14 protein-coding genes are annotated in these 18,297 nt (G+C 71.1%); 8 read left to right on the top strand and 6 right to left on the bottom strand.

The annotated features are described in order from the left end of the window. Positions 1-197: 197 nt before the first annotated feature. From AB0472_RS21275 to AB0472_RS21255, 5 genes are all read left to right on the top strand, one after another. Positions 198-929: a VIT1/CCC1 transporter family protein gene (locus AB0472_RS21275; protein WP_366358025.1), complete on the top strand. Its 732-nt coding sequence runs from the start codon at positions 198-200 to the stop codon at positions 927-929. A gap of 372 nt (positions 930-1,301) precedes the next feature. Beyond that, entirely contained in the window at positions 1,302-5,897 is a 4,596-nt protein-coding gene (gene gltB / locus AB0472_RS21270; RefSeq protein ID WP_366358024.1) for a glutamate synthase large subunit, read from the top strand. Continuing rightward, positions 5,890-7,350, top strand: a complete 1,461-nt coding sequence (locus AB0472_RS21265) for a glutamate synthase subunit beta (protein WP_366358023.1) — start codon at positions 5,890-5,892, stop codon at positions 7,348-7,350. The genes gltB and AB0472_RS21265 overlap by 8 nt, the downstream gene beginning before the upstream one ends. Positions 7,351-7,501: 151 nt before the next feature. After that, a complete protein-coding gene (locus tag AB0472_RS21260; protein ID WP_366358022.1) occupies positions 7,502-8,227 on the top strand; it encodes a VWA domain-containing protein in 726 nt (241 codons plus the stop codon). A 77-nt stretch (positions 8,228-8,304) separates the two neighbouring features. Next, a complete protein-coding gene (locus AB0472_RS21255; RefSeq protein ID WP_366358021.1) occupies positions 8,305-9,963 on the top strand; it encodes a cytochrome bc complex cytochrome b subunit in 1,659 nt (552 codons plus the stop codon). Between the two features lie 55 nt (positions 9,964-10,018). On the opposite strand, the gene AB0472_RS21250 is transcribed toward AB0472_RS21255, so the two are convergent. Beyond that, positions 10,019-10,978: an acyl-CoA dehydrogenase family protein gene (locus AB0472_RS21250; RefSeq protein WP_366358020.1), complete on the bottom strand. Its 960-nt coding sequence runs from the start codon at positions 10,976-10,978 to the stop codon at positions 10,019-10,021. Between the two features lies 1 nt (position 10,979). Further along, positions 10,980-12,119 carry an acyl-CoA dehydrogenase family protein gene (locus tag AB0472_RS21245; RefSeq protein ID WP_366358097.1) on the bottom strand — a complete coding sequence of 380 codons (1,140 nt, stop codon included), beginning with the start codon at positions 12,117-12,119 and terminating at the stop codon, positions 10,980-10,982. Between the two features lie 53 nt (positions 12,120-12,172). Between AB0472_RS21245 and AB0472_RS21240 the strand changes: the two genes are divergently transcribed. Genes AB0472_RS21240 through AB0472_RS21230 form a run of 3 tightly spaced genes read left to right on the top strand, consistent with a single transcriptional unit; the run spans position 12,173 to position 14,792 of the window. Further along, positions 12,173-12,961 carry an SDR family oxidoreductase gene (locus AB0472_RS21240; RefSeq protein ID WP_366358019.1) on the top strand — a complete coding sequence of 263 codons (789 nt, stop codon included), beginning with the start codon at positions 12,173-12,175 and terminating at the stop codon, positions 12,959-12,961. Between the two features lie 15 nt (positions 12,962-12,976). Beyond that, complete coding sequence (locus AB0472_RS21235; protein WP_366358018.1) at positions 12,977-13,588, top strand: TetR/AcrR family transcriptional regulator; 612 nt, start codon at positions 12,977-12,979, stop codon at positions 13,586-13,588. A 46-nt stretch (positions 13,589-13,634) separates the two neighbouring features. After that, the gene (locus AB0472_RS21230; RefSeq protein WP_366358017.1) at positions 13,635-14,792 is read left to right on the top strand and encodes an acetyl-CoA C-acetyltransferase; all 1,158 of its coding nucleotides are present in this window, start codon (positions 13,635-13,637) and stop codon (positions 14,790-14,792) included. A gap of 25 nt (positions 14,793-14,817) precedes the next feature. Here the strand turns inward: AB0472_RS21230 and AB0472_RS21225 are convergent, their stop codons facing one another. Genes AB0472_RS21225 through AB0472_RS21210 form a run of 4 tightly spaced genes read right to left on the bottom strand, consistent with a single transcriptional unit; the run spans position 14,818 to position 18,239 of the window. Next, entirely contained in the window at positions 14,818-15,867 is a 1,050-nt protein-coding gene (locus AB0472_RS21225; protein ID WP_366358016.1) for a nitronate monooxygenase, read from the bottom strand. Next, entirely contained in the window at positions 15,867-16,613 is a 747-nt protein-coding gene (locus AB0472_RS21220; RefSeq protein ID WP_366358015.1) for a CoA-transferase, read from the bottom strand. Before AB0472_RS21220 ends, AB0472_RS21225 begins: the two co-directional genes overlap by 1 nt. 32 nt (positions 16,614-16,645) lie before the next feature. Then, positions 16,646-17,494, bottom strand: coding sequence for a CoA-transferase (locus AB0472_RS21215; RefSeq protein WP_366358014.1), 849 nt, complete (start codon positions 17,492-17,494; stop codon positions 16,646-16,648). Next, positions 17,487-18,239: an enoyl-CoA hydratase family protein gene (locus tag AB0472_RS21210; RefSeq protein WP_366358013.1), complete on the bottom strand. Its 753-nt coding sequence runs from the start codon at positions 18,237-18,239 to the stop codon at positions 17,487-17,489. Before AB0472_RS21210 ends, AB0472_RS21215 begins: the two co-directional genes overlap by 8 nt. Positions 18,240-18,297: the final 58 nt, after the last annotated feature.

Here is an 18,297-nt window from a genome sequence, read left to right as displayed (position 1 = left end):
TCACCCGGTCGACATCTGTGCACCCCCTCGCACGTGTGAGCGGCCAGGGTAAAACCGCAGCTTAGCCGAGCCTTTCCTTGCTGGCGACGGGGAATGCGGGGGCGTAACGTCGGTGTTGTCGAAAGATAGAACTTGTCCAAACTTAGCTTTGCCTCAGCTTATGCGGGGCATGCGGCGAGACCCCTGGGGGACCCTTCATGGCCGTCATCGAGACGCAGGCGACTCTGCACGAAGCCCACCGCGACAACCACACCCACCGGGATGTGAACGGAGGCTGGCTGCGGCCCGCCGTCTTCGGTGCCATGGACGGACTCGTCTCCAACCTCGCCCTGATGACCGGTGTGGCCGGCGGCGCCGTCGGCCACCAGACCATCGTGATCACCGGGCTGGCGGGCCTGGCCGCCGGTGCCTTCTCGATGGCCGCGGGCGAGTACACCTCCGTCGCCTCGCAGCGCGAGCTCGTCGAGGCCGAGCTGGACGTGGAGCGCCGGGAGCTGCGCAGGCACCCGCAGGACGAGGAGGCCGAGCTCGCCGCGCTGTACGAGGCGCGAGGCGTCGAGCCGGGGCTGGCCCGGGAGGTCGCCCGGCAACTGTCCGCCGACCCCGAGCAGGCGCTGGAGATACACGCCAGGGAAGAGCTCGGCATCGACCCCGGCGACCTGCCCTCGCCGCTGGTCGCCGCCGTCTCCTCCTTCGGGTCGTTCGCACTGGGCGCGCTGCTGCCGGTGCTGCCGTTCCTGCTCGGCGCCACCGCGCTCTGGCCCGCCCTGCTGCTGGCCCTCGTCGGGCTGTTCGGCTGCGGTGCCGTGGTGGCCAAGGTGACCGCGCGGAGCTGGTGGTTCAGCGGTCTGCGGCAGCTCGCGCTGGGCGGTGCGGCGGCCGGTGTGACGTACGCCCTGGGCACCCTGTTCGGGACGGCCGTAGGATAGGGAAACTGGTAGCTATGCGTTGGGCCGCATAAGTACCCGTTACTCGCTGGTTTCGAATGCTTAACCGCTGGGCATGAGCCGTAAGCGCCGCAGGCAATGACGCCTGCCGTGCACCTGTGGGGTGGCGCGACGCTCGCCCCCGCTCCGCGGACCGATGGACACGGATCTGTCCGGATCGGTCCCCCACCACCCTGACCGCTTCAGCGGTACCTCGCCGTAAACCCCTGCGGCGTCCGCATGTTGGAACGATGTATCCAGTTCCCGAGAACCGCTCCATCATGTAACCTGCGTGAAATTTCGCAACAAAAACGCAGAGGGCCAGCGTCGTCCCTCGGCACCTGCTATATGCCACTGACGACGACGGGAGAGCCGATGCGTACGCCGCGCCAGCCGTCCCAGCATTCCACGAACGGCCGAAACTGGTCGTTCATGGATGCTCGCCCTGCTGCGCAGGGTATGTACGACCCCCGCAACGAGCGCGACGCCTGCGGCGTCGGCTTCGTGGCCACCCTCACCGGCGAGGCGAGCCATGCGCTGGTCGAGCAGGCGCTCACGGTTCTGCGCAACCTGGAGCACCGCGGCGCGACCGGCTCCGAGCCCGACTCCGGCGACGGCGCGGGCCTGCTCTCCCAGGTGCCCGACGCCTTCTTCCGCGAGGTGGCCGGATTCGAGCTGCCGGCGGCCGGTTCGTACGCCGTGGGTACCGCCTTCCTGCCCGAGGACGACACGCAGGACGCCGTCTCGCAGATCGAGACGATCGCGGCCGACGAGGGCCTGACCGTCCTCGGCTGGCGCGAGGTCCCGGTCGCCCCGCAGCTGCTGGGCGCCACCGCCCGCTCCACCATGCCGGTCTTCAAGCAGGTCTTCGTGACCGACCGGGCCAGCGAGGGCATCGCGCTGGACCGCAGGGCCTTCGTGCTGCGCAAGCGCGCCGAGCGCGAGGCGGGCGTCTACTTCCCCTCGCTGTCCGCGCGGACCATCGTCTACAAGGGCATGCTGACCACCGGCCAGCTGGAACCCTTCTTCCCGGACCTGTCCGACCGCCGCTTCGCGTCCGCGATCGCGCTCGTGCACTCCCGGTTCTCCACGAACACCTTCCCGTCGTGGCCGCTCGCGCACCCCTACCGCTTCGTCGCCCACAACGGTGAGATCAACACCGTCAAGGGCAACCGGAACTGGATGGCCGCCCGCGAGTCGCAGCTGGTCTCGGACCTGTTCGGCCCGCAGGAGAAGCTGGACCGGGTCTTCCCGATCTGTACGCCCGACGCCTCCGACTCGGCGTCCTTCGACGAGGTGCTGGAGCTCCTGCACCTGGGCGGGCGTTCGCTGCCGCACTCCGTGCTGATGATGATCCCGGAGGCGTGGGAGAACCACGAATCCATGGACCCGGCCCGCCGCGCCTTCTACGGCTACCACTCCACGATGATGGAGCCCTGGGACGGCCCCGCCTGCGTCACCTTCACCGACGGCTCCCAGGTCGGTGCCGTTCTCGACCGCAACGGCCTGCGCCCCGGCCGCTACTGGGTCACCGACGAGGGCCTGGTCGTCCTCGGCTCCGAGGTCGGCGTCCTCGACATCGACCCCGCCAAGGTCGTCCGCAAGGGCCGGCTCCAGCCCGGCAGGATGTTCCTCGTCGACACCGTCGAGCACCGCATCATCGAGGACGACGAGATCAAGGCCGGCCTCGCCGCCGCGCAGCCGTACGCGGAGTGGCTGGAGGCCGGCGAGATCGAGCTGAGCGACCTGCCCGAGCGCGAGCACATCGTCCACACCCACGCCTCGGTCACCCGCCGCCAGCAGACCTTCGGCTACACCGAGGAAGAGCTGCGCGTCATCCTCGCGCCGATGGCCAAGGCCGGTGCCGAGCCGATCGGCTCCATGGGCACCGACTCGCCCATCGCCGCGCTGAGCGAGCGCCCGCGCCTGCTCTTCGACTACTTCACCCAGCTCTTCGCGCAGGTCACCAACCCGCCGCTGGACGCGATCCGGGAAGAGCTCGTCACCTCGCTGCGCAGCTCCCTCGGCCCGTCGGGCAACCTGCTCGACCCGACCGCCGCGTCCTGCCGCAGTGTCGTCCTGCCCTTCCCGGTGATCGACAACGACGAGCTGGCCAAGCTCATCCACATCAACGCCGACGGCGACATGCCCGGCTTCAAGGCCGCGACCCTGTCCGGCCTGTACCGGGTCTCCGGCGGCGGCGTCTCGCTCGCCGCGCGCATCGAGGAGATCTGCGCCGAGGCCGACGCGGCCATCGAGAACGGCGCCCGCCTCATGGTCCTGTCGGACCGGCACTCCGACGCCGAGCACGCACCGATCCCGTCGCTGCTGCTCACCGCGGCCGTTCACCACCACCTCATCCGCACCAAGCAGCGCACCCACGTGGGCCTGCTCGTCGAGGCCGGTGACGTCCGCGAGGTCCACCACGTCGCCCTGCTGATCGGCTTCGGCGCCGCCGCCGTCAACCCGTACCTGGCCATGGAGTCCGTCGAGGACCTGACCCGCGCGGGCACCTTCCTGCCGGGCATGGAGGCTGAGCAGGCCATCCGCAACCTGATCTACGCCCTCGGCAAGGGCGTCCTGAAGGTCATGTCCAAGATGGGCATCTCCACGGTCGCCTCCTACCGCGGCGCCCAGGTCTTCGAGGCCGTCGGTCTCGAGGCGGGCTTCGTCGACAAGTACTTCAACGGCACCGCCTCCAAGATCGGCGGCGTCGGCATCGACGTCATCGCCAAGGAGGTCGCCGCCCGCCACGCCAAGGCCTACCCGGCCTCCGGCATCGCGCCGGCCCACCGCGCCCTGGAGATAGGGGGCGAGTACCAGTGGCGCCGCGAGGGCGAGCCGCACCTGTTCGACCCGGAGACGGTCTTCCGCCTCCAGCACTCGACCCGTGCGAACCGCTACGACATCTTCAAGAAGTACACGGACCGCGTGAACGAGCAGTCCGAGCGGCTCATGACGCTCCGCGGCCTCTTCGGGTTCACGAGCGACCGTCCGTCGATCTCCGTCGACGAGGTCGAGCCGGTCTCCGAGATCGTCAAGCGCTTCTCCACCGGCGCCATGTCCTACGGCTCCATCTCGCGCGAGGCCCACGAGACCCTCGCCATCGCCATGAACCAGCTCGGCGGCAAGTCCAACACCGGTGAGGGCGGCGAGGACCCGGACCGCCTGTACGACCCGGCGCGGCGCAGCGCCATCAAGCAGGTCGCCTCCGGCCGCTTCGGCGTCACCTCCGAGTACCTGGTCAACGCGGACGACATCCAGATCAAGATGGCCCAGGGCGCCAAGCCCGGCGAGGGCGGCCAGCTGCCCGGCCACAAGGTCTACCCGTGGGTCGCCAAGACCCGGCACTCCACCCCGGGCGTCGGCCTGATCTCCCCGCCGCCGCACCACGACATCTACTCCATCGAGGACCTGGCCCAGCTGATCCACGACCTGAAGAACGCGAACCCGCAGGCGCGGATTCACGTCAAGCTGGTCTCCGAGGTCGGCGTAGGCACGGTCGCGGCCGGTGTGTCCAAGGCGCACGCGGACGTCGTGCTCATCTCCGGCCACGACGGCGGTACGGGCGCGTCGCCCCTCACGAGCCTCAAGCACGCGGGCGGCCCCTGGGAGCTCGGCCTCGCCGAGACCCAGCAGACCCTGCTGCTCAACGGCCTGCGGGACCGCATCGTTGTGCAGACCGACGGCCAGCTCAAGACCGGCCGTGACGTGGTCATCGCCGCGCTGCTCGGCGCCGAGGAGTTCGGTTTCGCGACCGCGCCGCTCGTCGTCTCTGGCTGCATCATGATGCGCGTCTGCCACCTCGACACCTGCCCGGTCGGCGTCGCCACCCAGAACCCGGTGCTGCGCGACCGCTTCTCCGGCAAGGCCGAGTACGTGGTGAACTTCTTCAGGTTCATCGCCGAGGAGGTCCGCGAGATCCTCGCCGAGCTGGGCTTCCGCTCCATCGAGGAGGCCGTCGGCCACGCCGAGGCGCTCGACGTCACCCGTGCCGTCGACCACTGGAAGGCACAGGGCCTGGACCTGGCCCCGCTCTTCCACGTGCCCGAGCTGCCCGAGGGCGCGTCCCTGCACCGGACCGTCGCCCAGGACCACGGCCTGGAGAAGGCCCTGGACAACGAGCTGATCAAGCTCGCCTCGGACGCCCTGGCCGCGTCCAGCGCCACCGACGCCCAGCCGGTGCGCGCCCAGATCAAGGTCCGCAACATCAACCGCACGGTCGGCACCATGCTCGGCCACGAGGTGACGAAGAAGTTCGGCGGTGCGGGCCTGCCCGACGACACCATCGACATCACCTTCACCGGTTCGGCCGGCCAGTCCTTCGGCGCCTTCCTGCCGCGCGGTGTCACCCTGCGCCTGGAGGGCGACGCCAACGACTACGTCGGCAAGGGCCTCTCCGGCGGCCGTGTCATCGTCCGTCCGGACCGGGCGGCCGACCACCTCGCCGAGTTCTCCACCATCGCGGGCAACACCATCGCGTACGGCGCGACCGGCGGCGAGCTGTTCCTGCGCGGCCGCACCGGCGAGCGGTTCTGCGTCCGCAACTCCGGTGCGCTGGTGGTCTCGGAGGGCGTGGGCGACCACGGCTGCGAGTACATGACCGGCGGCCACGCGGTCGTCCTCGGCGAGACGGGCCGCAACTTCGCGGCCGGCATGTCGGGCGGTGTCGCCTACGTGATCGACCTGAACCGCGACAACGTCAACGCCGGCAACGTGGACGCGGTCGAGGAACTGGACGACGCGGACAGGCAGTGGCTGTACGACGTGGTGCGCCGGCACGCCGAGGACACCGGCTCGACGGTCGCCGACAAGCTGCTCGCCGACTGGGACACGGCCGTGCAGCGGTTCAGCAAGATCATCCCCAGCACGTACAAGGCAGTGCTCGCCGCCAAGGACGCCGCCGAGCGAGCCGGTCTCTCCGAGACCGAGACCCACGAGAAGATGATGGAGGCGGCGATCAATGGCTGACCCGAAGGGCTTCCTGAACCACGGCCGTGAGGTCGCGAAGACCCGTCCCGTCACCGAGCGCGTCAAGGACTGGAACGAGGTCTACGTCCCGGGCTCGCTGCTGCCGATCATCAGCAAGCAGGCCAGCCGGTGCATGGACTGCGGCATCCCGTTCTGCCACAACGGCTGTCCGCTCGGGAACCTGATTCCCGAGTGGAACGACTTCGCCTACCGCGAGGACTGGCCGGCCGCGTCCGAGCGCCTGCACGCCACGAACAACTTCCCGGAGTTCACGGGCCGCCTGTGCCCGGCCCCGTGCGAGTCGGCGTGCGTGCTCGGCATCAACCAGCCGGCCGTCACCATCAAGAACGTCGAGGTCTCCATCATCGACCAGGCGTGGGAGGCCGGGACCGTCGCCCCGCAGGCCCCCGAGCGCCTGTCCGGCAAGACCGTCGCCGTCATCGGCTCGGGCCCCGCGGGCCTGGCCGCTGCCCAGCAGCTGACCCGGGCCGGCCACACGGTCGCCGTCTACGAGCGCGCCGACCGCGTCGGCGGCCTGCTCCGCTACGGCATCCCCGAGTTCAAGATGGAGAAGCGGCACATCAACCGCCGTATCGAGCAGATGCGCGCGGAGGGCACCCGCTTCCGTACCGGCATCGAGATCGGCCGCGACCTCAAGGCGACCGACCTGCGCAAGCGGTACGACGCGGTCGTCATCGCCGCCGGTGCCACGACCGCCCGTGACCTGCCCGTCCCCGGCCGCGAGCTCAAGGGCGTCCACCAGGCGATGGAGTACCTGCCACTGTCCAACAAGGTCCAGGAGGGCGACTACGTCACCTCCCCGATCTCGGCCGAGGGCAAGCACGTGGTCGTGATCGGCGGCGGCGACACCGGCGCGGACTGCGTGGGCACCGCCCACCGCCAGGGCGCGGCCTCCGTCACCCAGCTGGAGATCATGCCGCGGCCGGGCGAGGACCGGGCGGCGCACCAGCCGTGGCCGACCTTCCCGATGCTCTACAAGGTCACCTCGGCGCACGAGGAGGGCGGCGAGCGGGTCTACTCCGTCTCCACCACCCACTTCGAGGGCGACGAGGACGGCAACGTCCAGTGGCTGCACCTCACCGAGGTGGAGTTCGTCGACGGCAAGCTGACCCAGAAGCCGGGCACCGAGCGCAAGATCCCGGCCCAGCTGGTCACCCTGGCCATGGGCTTCACCGGCACCGACCGGGTCAACGGCCTGGTCGAGCAGTTCGGTCTCGACCTCGACGAGCGGGGCAACGTCGCGCGCGACGCCGACTTCCAGACCAACGTGCCGGGCGTCTTCGTCGCCGGTGACGCCGGCCGCGGCCAGTCCCTGATCGTCTGGGCCATCGCCGAGGGCCGCTCGGCCGCCAAGGGCGTCGACCGCTTCCTCACCGGAGCGAGCGAGCTCCCGGCCCCGATCCGCCCGACGGACCGCTCGCTGATGGTCTGAGCCACACCCCGACAGACGTCCCGTACAAAGGCGTACGGAACACAGACGGCGCCTGCCCCACAGTCCCCGACCGGACGCTGGGCAGGCGCCGCCGCCTTTCCCTGATCAAGTAACCTCGGCCTCCTGAACCAGGGGCGAGGGGGCACAGGACATGGCCGCGATCAGTCTCAGCAAGGTGGAGCAGACCGCGCCCGCGCTGGTCGGCTCGTACAAGTCGGCCGGGATCTCCCTCACCAAGCACGGACTCGACGGACTGCGGGCCGCCGTCTACCTGGTCGTCGACTACTCCGGCTCGATGAAGCCCTACTACACCGACGGCAGCGTGCAGGCGCTGGCCGACCGGGTCCTCGGCCTCTCCGCACACCTGGACGACGACGGACTCGTTCCGGTCGTCTTCTTCTCCACCGACATCGACGCGGTCACCGACATCAGGCTGGCCGACCACACGGGCCGGATCGAGAGGATCGCGGCCGGGCTCGGGCACATGGGCAAGACCAGCTACCACCTGGCCATGGACGCCGTGATCGACCACTACCTGGACAGCGGGTCCACCGCGCCCGCCCTGGTCGTCTTCCAGACCGACGGCGGCCCGATCAACAAGCCCGCCGCGGAACGCTACCTGTGCAAGGCGGCGAAGCTCCCGCTGTTCTGGCAGTTCGTCGGCTTCGGCGACCCGTACAGCAAGCAGTTCGACTTCCTGCGCAAGCTCGACGAACTGGCGGTGCCGGGGAGACGGGTGGTGGACAACGCGGGCTTCTTCCACGCCGGTCAGGACCCGCGGACGGTGCCGGACGGCGAGCTGTACGACCGTCTCGTCGGCGAGTTCCCGCAGTGGCTGGCGGCGGCGCGCGCGGCGGGCATCGTCACGGCGGGCTGAGTTTACGTCGCACCGTTGGCTGTAGCGCTCCGGCGTGCCACCCTGAGGGGTGATCCGGCGGGGAGGCGACGCGACGTATGGACGACGCGGCACGAACGGTGAACGGACAGGCACGGGTGGGAAGTTCCGCGGACCGCGCGGAGCCGCCCGGCAAGGGTGAGAAGCTCGCTGACTGGGCGGACGGCCGGCTCGGGATCTACGGCCTGGCCAAGGCGAACATGCGCAAGGTGTTCCCGGACCACTGGTCCTTCATGCTGGGCGAGATCTGCCTCTACAGCTTCCTCATCCTGATCCTCACGGGCATCTACCTCACCCTGTTCTTCGAGCCCAGCGGCGCCGAGGTCGTCTACCACGGCACCTACGAGCCGCTGAACGGCATCATCATGACCAAGGCGTACGAGTCGACGCTGCACATCAGCTTCGACGTGCGCGGCGGCCTGCTGATCCGGCAGATCCACCACTGGGCCGCGCTGGTCTTCGTGGCCGGCATGGTCGTCCACATGATGCGGGTGTTCTTCACCGGCGCCTTCCGCAAGCCGCGCGAGGTCAACTGGCTGTTCGGCTGGCTGCTGCTGTTCCTCGCCATCCTCACCGGCCTGACGGGCTACTCGCTCCCCGACGACCTGCTCTCCGGCACCGGCGTCCGGTTCGCCGACGGCGCGATCCTCTCGATCCCGATCGTCGGCTCGTACATCTCGTTCTTCCTGTTCGGCGGGGAGTTCCCGGGGCACGACATCATCTCGCGGTTCTTCCCGATCCACGTGCTGCTGCTGCCCGGGATCATGTTGGGACTGGTCGTCGCCCACCTGATCCTGGTCTTCTACCACAAGCACACCCAGTACCCCGGGCCCGGACGTGACCAGAAGAGCGTGATCGGCATGCCCTTCCTGCCGGTCTACATGGCCAAGGCCGGCGGCTTCTTCTTCCTCGTCTTCGGGATCCTCGCGCTCATCGGCGGCATCGCCACCATCAACCCGGTGTGGGCCTTCGGCCCCTACCGCCCCGACCTGGTGACCACGGGCGCCCAGCCCGACTGGTACCTGGGCTTCTCCGAGGGCCTGATCCGCGTGATGCCCGGCTGGGAGATCAACGCCTGGGGCCACACCCTGGAACTGGGCGTCTTCATCCCCTTCTCGCTCTTCCCGCTGTTCATGCTGGCCATCGGCGTCTACCCGTTCATCGAGGCGTGGATCACCGGCGACCGGCGCGAGCACCACATCCTCGACCGGCCGCGCAACGCGCCGGTCCGCACCGGCCTCGGCGTGGCCTGGCTCAGCGAGTACTTCGTGCTGCTGATCGGCGGTGGCAATGACATCGTCGCCACCCACCTGCACCTCTCCATCAACTCGATCACCTGGTTCGTCCGGATCGCCTTCTTCGTCGTCCCCGTCCTCGCCTTCGTCATCACCAAACGCGTCTGCCTCGGCCTGCAGCGCCGCGACCGCGACAAGGTCCTGCACGGCAGGGAGACGGGCCTCATCAAGATGCTTCCGCACGGCGAGTACATCGAGGTCCACGAACCCCTCAGCCAGGGCAGCCTGTTCGTCCTCACCCAGCACGAACAGAACCCGCCGTACGAGATCGGGCCGCTGGAGGACGCGAACGGCGTACGGCGCAAGGTCACGCTCGCCCAGCGGGTACGGGCGCGCATGGCGAAGGGGATGTACGGCCCGGACACCCACATCAAGAAGCCGACGAGGCAGGAGTACCGGGAACTGTCGGACAAGGAGCACTGAAGCGCCCCTTCAGGGGCGGTGGGAACTGCGCGACCAGCCCCCACCGGCCCGCACCCTAAGGACGACCGAGAACCACCCTCCGACACTCCTCCGGAGCCCCCCAAGCCCCCCGCAGCGCACGCGCCTTGGTCAACCAGAGCGACAGGTCGTACTCCGCCGTATATCCGATCGCCCCATGCAGTTGCAGTGCGGCCCGCGCTCCCGCATACGCCGCCTCGCACGCGCTCAGCTTGGCCGCGGCCACGTCCGACGGAGTCATCGTCACCGCCGCCCCGAACACCAGCGGGCGGGCGAACTCCAGCGCGATCTTCACGTCGGCCAGCCGGTGCCGGACCGCCTGGAACGACCCGACAGGTACACCGAACTGAGTCCGCTGCTTGACGTACGCCACCGTTCTGTCGAGCAGGGCCAGCCCCACCCCCAGCGCCTGCGCGGCCGTGGCCAGCCGGGCCCAGGTCAGGGCCTCCGCCCACGGCGGCTCCGCACCGAGCAGCTCACCGACCGGAAACAGCGGGGCGAGCCGGCGGGCGGGGTCCAGCGACCGGCGCACCGCCCCGGCGCCGGAGGACAGCAGCAGGCCCTCCGGTGCCGCCGCGAGCCGCACGTCCGCCGCGTCCCCGTCCAGCGCCAACCCGTAACCGTGCTGCTCGACCGCGACCGTCGCCACCGTCCCGCCCGCCGCGATCCCCGGCAGGAACCGCTTGGCGAGGCCCGCGCCGTCCTCGAGCAGCACCGCCGCCGCCACCGTCTCCGCCAGCGGCCCCGGCACCGCGAACCGCCCCAACTCAACGAACGCGACGGCGAGTTCGACGGCCCGGCGGCCCACGCCGCCGTACTCCTCGGGCACGGTCAGCCCGAACACCCCCGCCTGGCCGAGCCGCCCCCACAGCGCCCGTCCGCGGGCCTGCTCGCCGTGGCTCCAGTCGCGTATCACCGCCGGCGTGTCCGCCGCCGTCAGCAGCGCCCGCAGGGCGTCGGCGAAGTCCCGCTGCCCGGTGTCGAGGAGGAAACGCATGTCAGCGGCGTCCCTTCGGCAGGCCGAGCAGCCGCTCGGCGACGATGTCGCGCTGGATCTCGTTGGTGCCCGCGTAGATCGGCCCGGCCAGGGAGAAGACATGGCCCTCCGACCACGCTGTGTCGGCCAGTTCGCCCTCCGCGCCCAGCAGGTCGAGCGCTGTCTCGTGCAGCGCGAGGTCCAGCTCGGACCAGAACACCTTGTTGAGGCTGGACTCGGGACCGAGCGACTCGCCGTCCAGGACGCGGGCGGCGGCCGCGTAGGTGAACAGCTGGTACGCGCGGGCGCCGACGACCGCGTCGGCCACTCCGGCCGCCGCCGACTCCGGTTCGCCCCGCGCCCGCCAGAGGTCCCGCAACCGGTCGGCGGCGGCCAGGAACCGCCCCGGCGACCGCAGCATCAGCCCCCGCTCGTTCCCCGCGGCCGACATCGCGATCCGCCAGCCCTGGCCCGGCTCGCCGATCACGTCCTCGTCGGGCACGAACACCTCGTCCAGGAACAGCTCCGCGAACGCCGGCTTCCCGTCGAGACGGCCGATCGGGCGCACGGTCACCCCCGGCGCGCGCAGGTCGAACATCAGGTACGTGAGCCCCTGATGCGGTCTCGGCGGGCGGGGCTCACTGCGGAACAGGCCGAACGCGCGGTCGGCGAAGGCCGCCCGCGACGACCAGGTCTTCTGGCCGGTGAGCAGCCAGCCGCCGTCCGTCCGCACGGCCCTGGACGTGAGGGCGGCCAGGTCGGAACCGGCACCTGGCTCGGACCAGGCCTGCGCCCAGATCTCCGCCCCGGTGGCCATCGGCGGCAGCACCCGCGCGCGCTGCTCCGCGGTGCCGTGGTCGAACAGGGTCGGTGCGAGCAGGCTGATGCCGTTCTGGCCGACCCGGCCCGGCGCGCCCGCCGCCCAGTACTCCTCCTCGAAGACCAGCCACCGCGTCAGTCCCGCGCCCCGGCCGCCGTACTCCTCCGGCCAGGACACCACCGACCAGCGGTCCGCGGCCAGTTCGGCCTCCCAGGCGCGGTGCGCGGCAAAGCCCTCGGCGGTCTCCAGGGACGGGAGCGGGGGGTCGGGCACGTGCTCCGTCAGCCAGGCGCGCGCCTCGGTGCGGAACTCCTCGTCCGCCGGGCTGTGGGTCAGGTCCACGGTCGCCGTCACCGTCCTTCCCTAACAAGTGTTTGGTAGGTTAGCGTGGGGTCATGACAGGCGTCGAGAGTCCGGAGTACGTGCCCGGGCACGGGCTGCTCAAGGGGCGCACCGCCGTCGTCACCGCCGCGGCCGGGGCGGGGATCGGCGGGGCGACCGCGCGCCGCTTCCTGGAGGAGGGCGCCCGCGTCCTGATCAGCGACGCGCACGCGCGGCGCCTGAAGGAGTACGCGGCCGAACTGGCCGGCGAGCACCCGGGCGCCGTGACCGCCGTCCCCTGCGACGTGACCGACGAGGCCCAGGTCCAGGGGCTCTTCGAGACCGCCGTGCGGGAGCACGGACGGCTGGACATCGTGGTCAACAACGCCGGTCTCGGCGGCACGTCGACCCTCGTCGACATGACGGACGACCAGTGGGCGCGGGTCCTGGACGTCACCCTCAACGGCACCTTCCGGTGCTCGCGCGCCGCCCTGCGGTACTTCCGCGCGAGCGGGCAGGGCGGGGTGATCGTCAACAACTCCTCCGTCGTCGGCTGGCGTGCCCAGGCCGGACAGGCCCACTACGCCGCCGCCAAGGCCGGGGTGATGGCGCTGACCCGGTGCGCGGCGATCGAGGCCGCCGGGTACGGCGTGCGGGTCAACGCGGTGGCGCCGAGTCTCGCCATGCATCCGCACCTGGCGAAGGTGACCTCGGCCGAACTGCTGGAGGAGCTCACCGCCCGCGAGGCCTTCGGGCGCTACGCCGAACCCTGGGAGGTGGCCAACGCGATCGTCTTCCTGGCGTCCGGCTACTCCTCGTACCTCACCGGAGAGGTCGTCTCCGTCAGCAGCCAGCACCCGTAGGACGAGAATGTACCCGTGCCGACCAAGAAGAAGCCCCAGGTGACCGCCGCCCCCGCCCGGCGCCGCGAACTCCTCGAGACCGCCGCCGAGGTCTTCGCCGAGCAGGGCTACAACGCCACCACCGTGCGCAAGATCGCGGACCACGCGGGCATGCTCGCCGGCAGCCTCTACTACCACTTCGACTCCAAGGAGTCGATGCTGGAGGAGATCCTGCGGACCTTCCTCGACGAACTCTGGGGCGGCTACGACACCGTCCTCGGCTCCGGACTCGGTCCCCGCGAGACCCTCGAAGCCCTGGTCACCGAGTCCTTCCGGGAGATCGACCGGCACCGCGCCGCCGTCGCCATCTACCAGAAGGAGAGCAAGCAGCTGGTCGCGCAGGAGCGGTTCGGCTTCCTCGCCGAGTCGCAGCGCAGGTTCGAGAAGGCGTGGCTGTCGACGCTGGAGCGCGGGGTCGCCGCCCGTGTCTTCCGCGCCGACCTCGACGTCCGCCTCACCTACCGGTTCGTGCGCGACACCGTGTGGGTCGCCGCCTCCTGGTACCGGCCCGGCGGACAGCACAGCCCGGAGGAGATCGCCCGGCAGTACCTGTCGATGGTGCTGGACGGGATCGCCGTCCGTGAGTAGTCCACCCATTCGTTGAAATCCCCTTTCTGCCAAGGGAGTTGCCGAGATGGCCGAGGCCTACATCGTCGAAGCGGTGCGCACGCCGGTCGGGCGGCGCAAGGGCGGACTGAGCGGCGTCCACCCGGCCGACCTGGGCGCCCACGTGCTGACCGCCCTGGTGGAGCGGTCGGGCGTGGACCCGGCCGCCGTGGAGGACGTCGTCTTCGGCTGCCTCGACGCGGTGGGACCGCAGGCCGGTGACATCGCCCGGACCAGCTGGCTGGCGGCCGGGCTGCCCGAGGAGGTGCCCGGCGTCACCGTCGACCGCCAGTGCGGATCCTCCCAGCAGGCCGTGCACTTCGCCGCCCAGGCCGTCCTCTCCGGCACCCAGGACCTGGTGGTCGCCGGCGGCGTCCAGAACATGTCGCAGATCCCCATCGCCTTCGCCTCCCGCCAGGCCGCCGGGCCCCTGGGCCTGACCGAGGGCCCCTTCCTCGGCAGCGAGGGCTGGCGGGCCCGGTACGGCAGGCAGCCCGTCAACCAGTTCGCCGGCGCCGAGATGATCGCCGCCAAGTGGGGCGTCAGCCGCCGGGACCAGGAGGAGTTCGCCCTGAACTCCCACCGCAGGGCACTGCGCGCCATCGACGAGGGCCGCTTCGAGCGGGAGATCGTGCCCTACGGCCCGGTCGCCGTGGACGAGGGCCCGCGCCGGGACACCTCCCTGGAGAAGATGGCCGCCCTGAAGCCGGTCGTCGACGGCGGCACCATCACCGCCGCCTGCTCCTCCCAGGTCTCCGACGGCGCCGCCGCCCTGCTCCTCGCCTCCGAACGGGCCGTCCGCGAACACGGGTTGCGCCCGCGGGCCCGCGTCCACCACCTCTCCGTCCGCGGCGAGGACCCCATCCGGATGCTCTCCGCCCCGATCCCGGCCACCGCCCACGCCCTGAAGAAGACCGGCCTCACCATCGACGCGATGGACCTCGTCGAGATCAACGAGGCCTTCGCCCCGGTCGTCCTCGCCTGGCTCAAGGAGACCGGCGCCGACCCCGCCAGGGTCAACGTCAACGGCGGCGCGATAGCCCTCGGTCACCCCCTCGGTGCCACCGGCGTCAAGCTGATGACCACCCTCCTGCACGAACTGGAGCGCACCGGCGGCCGGTACGGCCTCCAGACCATGTGCGAGGGGGGAGGACAGGCGAACGTGACGATCATCGAGCGGCTGTAGGCCCTCACCCGAGTGCCGTGAGCCGCTACCGGAGTGCCGTGAGCCGTTCCCGGGCCGCCTCCGCCTCCTTCATGATCCGTTCCACCAGCTCGGCGCACGACGGCAGGTCGTCGATCACCCCGGCGACCTGCCCGGACGCCATCACCCCGAGATCGGTACGGCCGTCCACCATCGCCGACCTCAGCAGCATCGGCGTGTTCGCGGCCAGCAGCACCTGACTCCACGACAATTCCTTGCCGTGCCGCAGGGCCAGGCCGTCGCGGACCAGCTGCCGCCAGGTGAGCCCGGACAGCCTCCGGAACCCCGCCGCCCGCCGTACCGCGTGCAGCAGCCTCCGAGCCCGGCCCGAACTCTCCAGCGCGGTCACCAGATCGGTCCGCAGCATCCGGTGCGGCAGTCCGTCCACCGCCCTGGTGACCGTCACGTCCTTGACCGTCGCCGCCAGGTACCGCGCCTTCACCGCGTCCGGCACCGTCGAGTCCGAGGTGAGCAGGAACCGCGTACCCATCGCGACCCCCGCTGCGCCGTACGCCAGTGCCGCCACCAGCCCCCGGCCGTCGAAGAACCCCCCGGCGGCCACCACCGGTATCCGCACCGCGTCCACCACCTGCGGCAGCAGCACACTGGTCGCCACCTCGCCGGTGTGCCCGCCGCCCTCGCCGCCCTGCACGATCACCGCGTCCGCGCCCCACGCCGCCACCTTCTCGGCATGCCGCCGCGCCCCCACGGACGGGATCACCACCACGCCCGCCTCCTTCAGCTCGGCGATCAGCTCGGGGGAGGGGGCGAGCGCGAAGGACGCCACCCGCACACCCCCGTCGATGATCAGCCGGACCCGGTCGACGGCGTCGGCCGCGTCCGCCCGCAGGTTCACCCCGAACGGGGCGTCGGTGCGGCACCGGACCTCGGCTATCGCCGCACGCAGCTGATCGAGGGTCATCGTCGCGGAGGCCAGGACACCGAGGGCTCCGGCCTCGGCCGTGGCCGAGACCAGACGGGGTCCCGCCACCCAGCCCATGCCCGTCTGCACGATCGGGTGCCGGATCCCGACCAGCCGGGTCAGCGCGGTCTCCATCAGCCGGCGACCTCCCTCGTCCGCGCGCCGCCCGGATCGAGCACCTCGCGGATCAGCCGCAGCTCCTCCGCGGTGGGCTCGCGGGTGCGGGGGACCTCGTCCGGGACGGCGAGTTCGAAGTCGGTCGCCGCCCGCACGTCCTCGACGCTCACCCCCGGGTGCAGCGCGGCCAGCCGCATCGAGTGGTCCGGGGTCTCGAAGTCGAGGACGCCCAGGTCGGTGACGACGCGCGGGATGCGGTGGAAGCGCTCCGTGCCCGGATGCGCGGCGACCCGGTCGTACCCCACCCCGCACACCATGTCGACCTTCGGAACGAACACCCGCCGGGAGTGCTTCGGGACCCAGTAACTCGTGGGGTTGTTCAGGGTGTTGAGCGGCGCTCCGCGCGCCCCCAGCAGCTGGCGGCGGGGCCGGGACCAGTCGCCGATGCAGGAGATGTTCTGGTTGCCGTACCGGTCGAGCTGGCTCGCGCCCATCATCACGTGCCGGCGCCCGCCGGCCACCAGGGCGAGGTGCCGCCGGTAGGGCAGCCAGCCCTCGGGCGTCCCGTCCGGGCGGACCAGCAGGGCCTCGCCGTCGGTCAGCAGCAGGTCCGGCGCGAAGGTCAGCCGGGCCAGGCGGGCGCCCAGGGAGGGGATCAGGCCCATCGGGCTCGCCAGGATCTCACCGGAGCCGCGCCAGGCCTCGGCGCAGGCGACGACGCAGTACTCGGAGCGCAGCACCTGCGGGTGCGCTGTGCCCGTCACCTCAGTCACCTCAGTCGCCCCTGTCTCTCCTGTCACCCTCGGCCCTCCTGCCAGTTCCGCACCGCCGAGCGGTACGCCTGCTCGTCCCCGGCGAGGAACCGCCCGGAGAAGTCCGCCCACGACGTCGTCGCGTACATCCGCTGGAAGTCCTCGTCCCGGCCGTAGTCGGGCGCACAGGACGTGAAGTGCGCGCCGCCCGGTGCCTCCACGACCCCCGTCACGTTCAGTCGCCTGACGAGCAGCGACTGCGGGGGTGCCTCCTTCGTCAGCTCGGCGGTGTCCACGATCCGTTCGCAGGAGACGTAGGCCGCGTCCGCCGCCTCGCAGAACAGGTCGTCGAAGTACGGGTCCGGGCCCAGGTACTGGCCGTTGCCCAGCCGGTCGGCGCGGTTGACGTGGACCAGGGCCGCGTCCAGGTGCAGCGCGGGCATCGCCACGAACGTCTCCCCGTCGTCGTACGGCGAGGTGACGGTCCGTAACCCGGGGTTGACCCGCAGGACGTCCGAGCCGATCCCGGCGCGCACCGGCAGGAAGGGCAGCCGGTTCGCGGCCGCGTGCAGGCCCCACATGAACATGCCCTCGTCGACCTCCACGAGCTCGAACCCCCCGCGCTCGCGGGCCGCCCGGTAGTGCGGTTCGAGCGGGACCGAGTCAAGGGTGACGAAGGCCGTCACCAGCTTGCGCACCCGGCCGGCGGCCACCAGCATCCCGACGTCCGGGCCGCCGTACGAGACCAGCGTCAGATCGTCGACACCGCTCCGAAGCACGGCTCTGACCAGCGACATCGGTTTGCGCCGGGAACCCCAGCCGCCGATGCCGAGAGTCATGCCGCTGGTCAGCCGGGCGACGGCCTCGTCGGCGGTCATCGTCTTGTCAGTCACTGCCCGCACCCTCCTTCCCGAAGGTGTCGCGTACCCGGTCGGCCACCCCGCTGAGGGCGGCCTCGAAGGTGAAGCCCTGCTCGAAGCGGTAGCTGCGCCGCACGTCGACGGGATCGATGCCGTTGATGGCGGCCTTGGCCAGGCGCAGCAGCCGGCCGTCCTTGGCGGCTATCTCCCGCGCCAGCCCCAGCGCCGCGGAGTCCAGTTCCCCGCGGGGCACGACCCGCCAGACCGAGCCGTGGGCGTGCAGCTCGGCCGCGGTCGCCGTGCGCGAGGTGTAGTACAGCGTCCGCATCAGGTGCGGCGGGACCAGGCGGGCCAGGTGGGTGGCCGCGCCCAGGGCGCCCCGGTCCAGCTCCGGCAGCCCGAAGACGGCGTCCTCGCTCGCCACGATCGCGTCCGCGTTGCCCACCAGCCCTATCCCGCCGCCCAGGCAGAAGCCGTGCACCGCGGCCACCACCGGGGTCTCGCACTCGTACACCGCCGCGAAGGCCTCCGCGCAGCCCCGGTTGGCGCCGAGCAGCGCCGCGTCCCCGTCCGCCTGTATCTCCTTGATGTCCACGCCCGCGTTGAAACCCCGGCCCCGCGCGGCCAGCACGACACAACGGGTTTCCGGGTCGCGGCCCGCCGCGCGCACCGCGTCCGCCAGCGCGAACCAGCCCCGCACCGGCAGGGCGTTCACCGGGGGGTGGTCGACCGTGACGAGCGCGATGCCCTTTTCCGGAGACGAGGTGGAGACACTCATGGACGCATCAGCTACCTTCGCACTCAGCTGCCTTTCCACCAAACATTTGTTAGGTGTG

This window comes from Streptomyces sp. NPDC086777 (assembly GCF_040702065.1).
GTDB lineage: Bacteria > Actinomycetota > Actinomycetes > Streptomycetales > Streptomycetaceae > Streptomyces.
This window is presented reverse-complemented; position numbering and strand designations above follow the sequence as displayed.

Coding starts and splice junctions, on each gene's coding strand:
- AB0472_RS21275 (WP_366358025.1), top strand. CDS start 198: ATGGCCGTCATCGAGACGCAGGCGACTCTGCACGAAGCCCACCGCGAC.
- gltB (WP_366358024.1), top strand. CDS start 1,302: ATGCGTACGCCGCGCCAGCCGTCCCAGCATTCCACGAACGGCCGAAAC.
- AB0472_RS21265 (WP_366358023.1), top strand. CDS start 5,890: ATGGCTGACCCGAAGGGCTTCCTGAACCACGGCCGTGAGGTCGCGAAG.
- AB0472_RS21260 (WP_366358022.1), top strand. CDS start 7,502: ATGGCCGCGATCAGTCTCAGCAAGGTGGAGCAGACCGCGCCCGCGCTG.
- AB0472_RS21255 (WP_366358021.1), top strand. CDS start 8,305: ATGGACGACGCGGCACGAACGGTGAACGGACAGGCACGGGTGGGAAGT.
- AB0472_RS21250 (WP_366358020.1), bottom strand. CDS start 10,978: ATGCGTTTCCTCCTCGACACCGGGCAGCGGGACTTCGCCGACGCCCTG.
- AB0472_RS21240 (WP_366358019.1), top strand. CDS start 12,173: ATGACAGGCGTCGAGAGTCCGGAGTACGTGCCCGGGCACGGGCTGCTC.
- AB0472_RS21230 (WP_366358017.1), top strand. CDS start 13,635: ATGGCCGAGGCCTACATCGTCGAAGCGGTGCGCACGCCGGTCGGGCGG.
- AB0472_RS21225 (WP_366358016.1), bottom strand. CDS start 15,867: ATGGAGACCGCGCTGACCCGGCTGGTCGGGATCCGGCACCCGATCGTG.
- AB0472_RS21210 (WP_366358013.1), bottom strand. CDS start 18,239: ATGAGTGTCTCCACCTCGTCTCCGGAAAAGGGCATCGCGCTCGTCACG.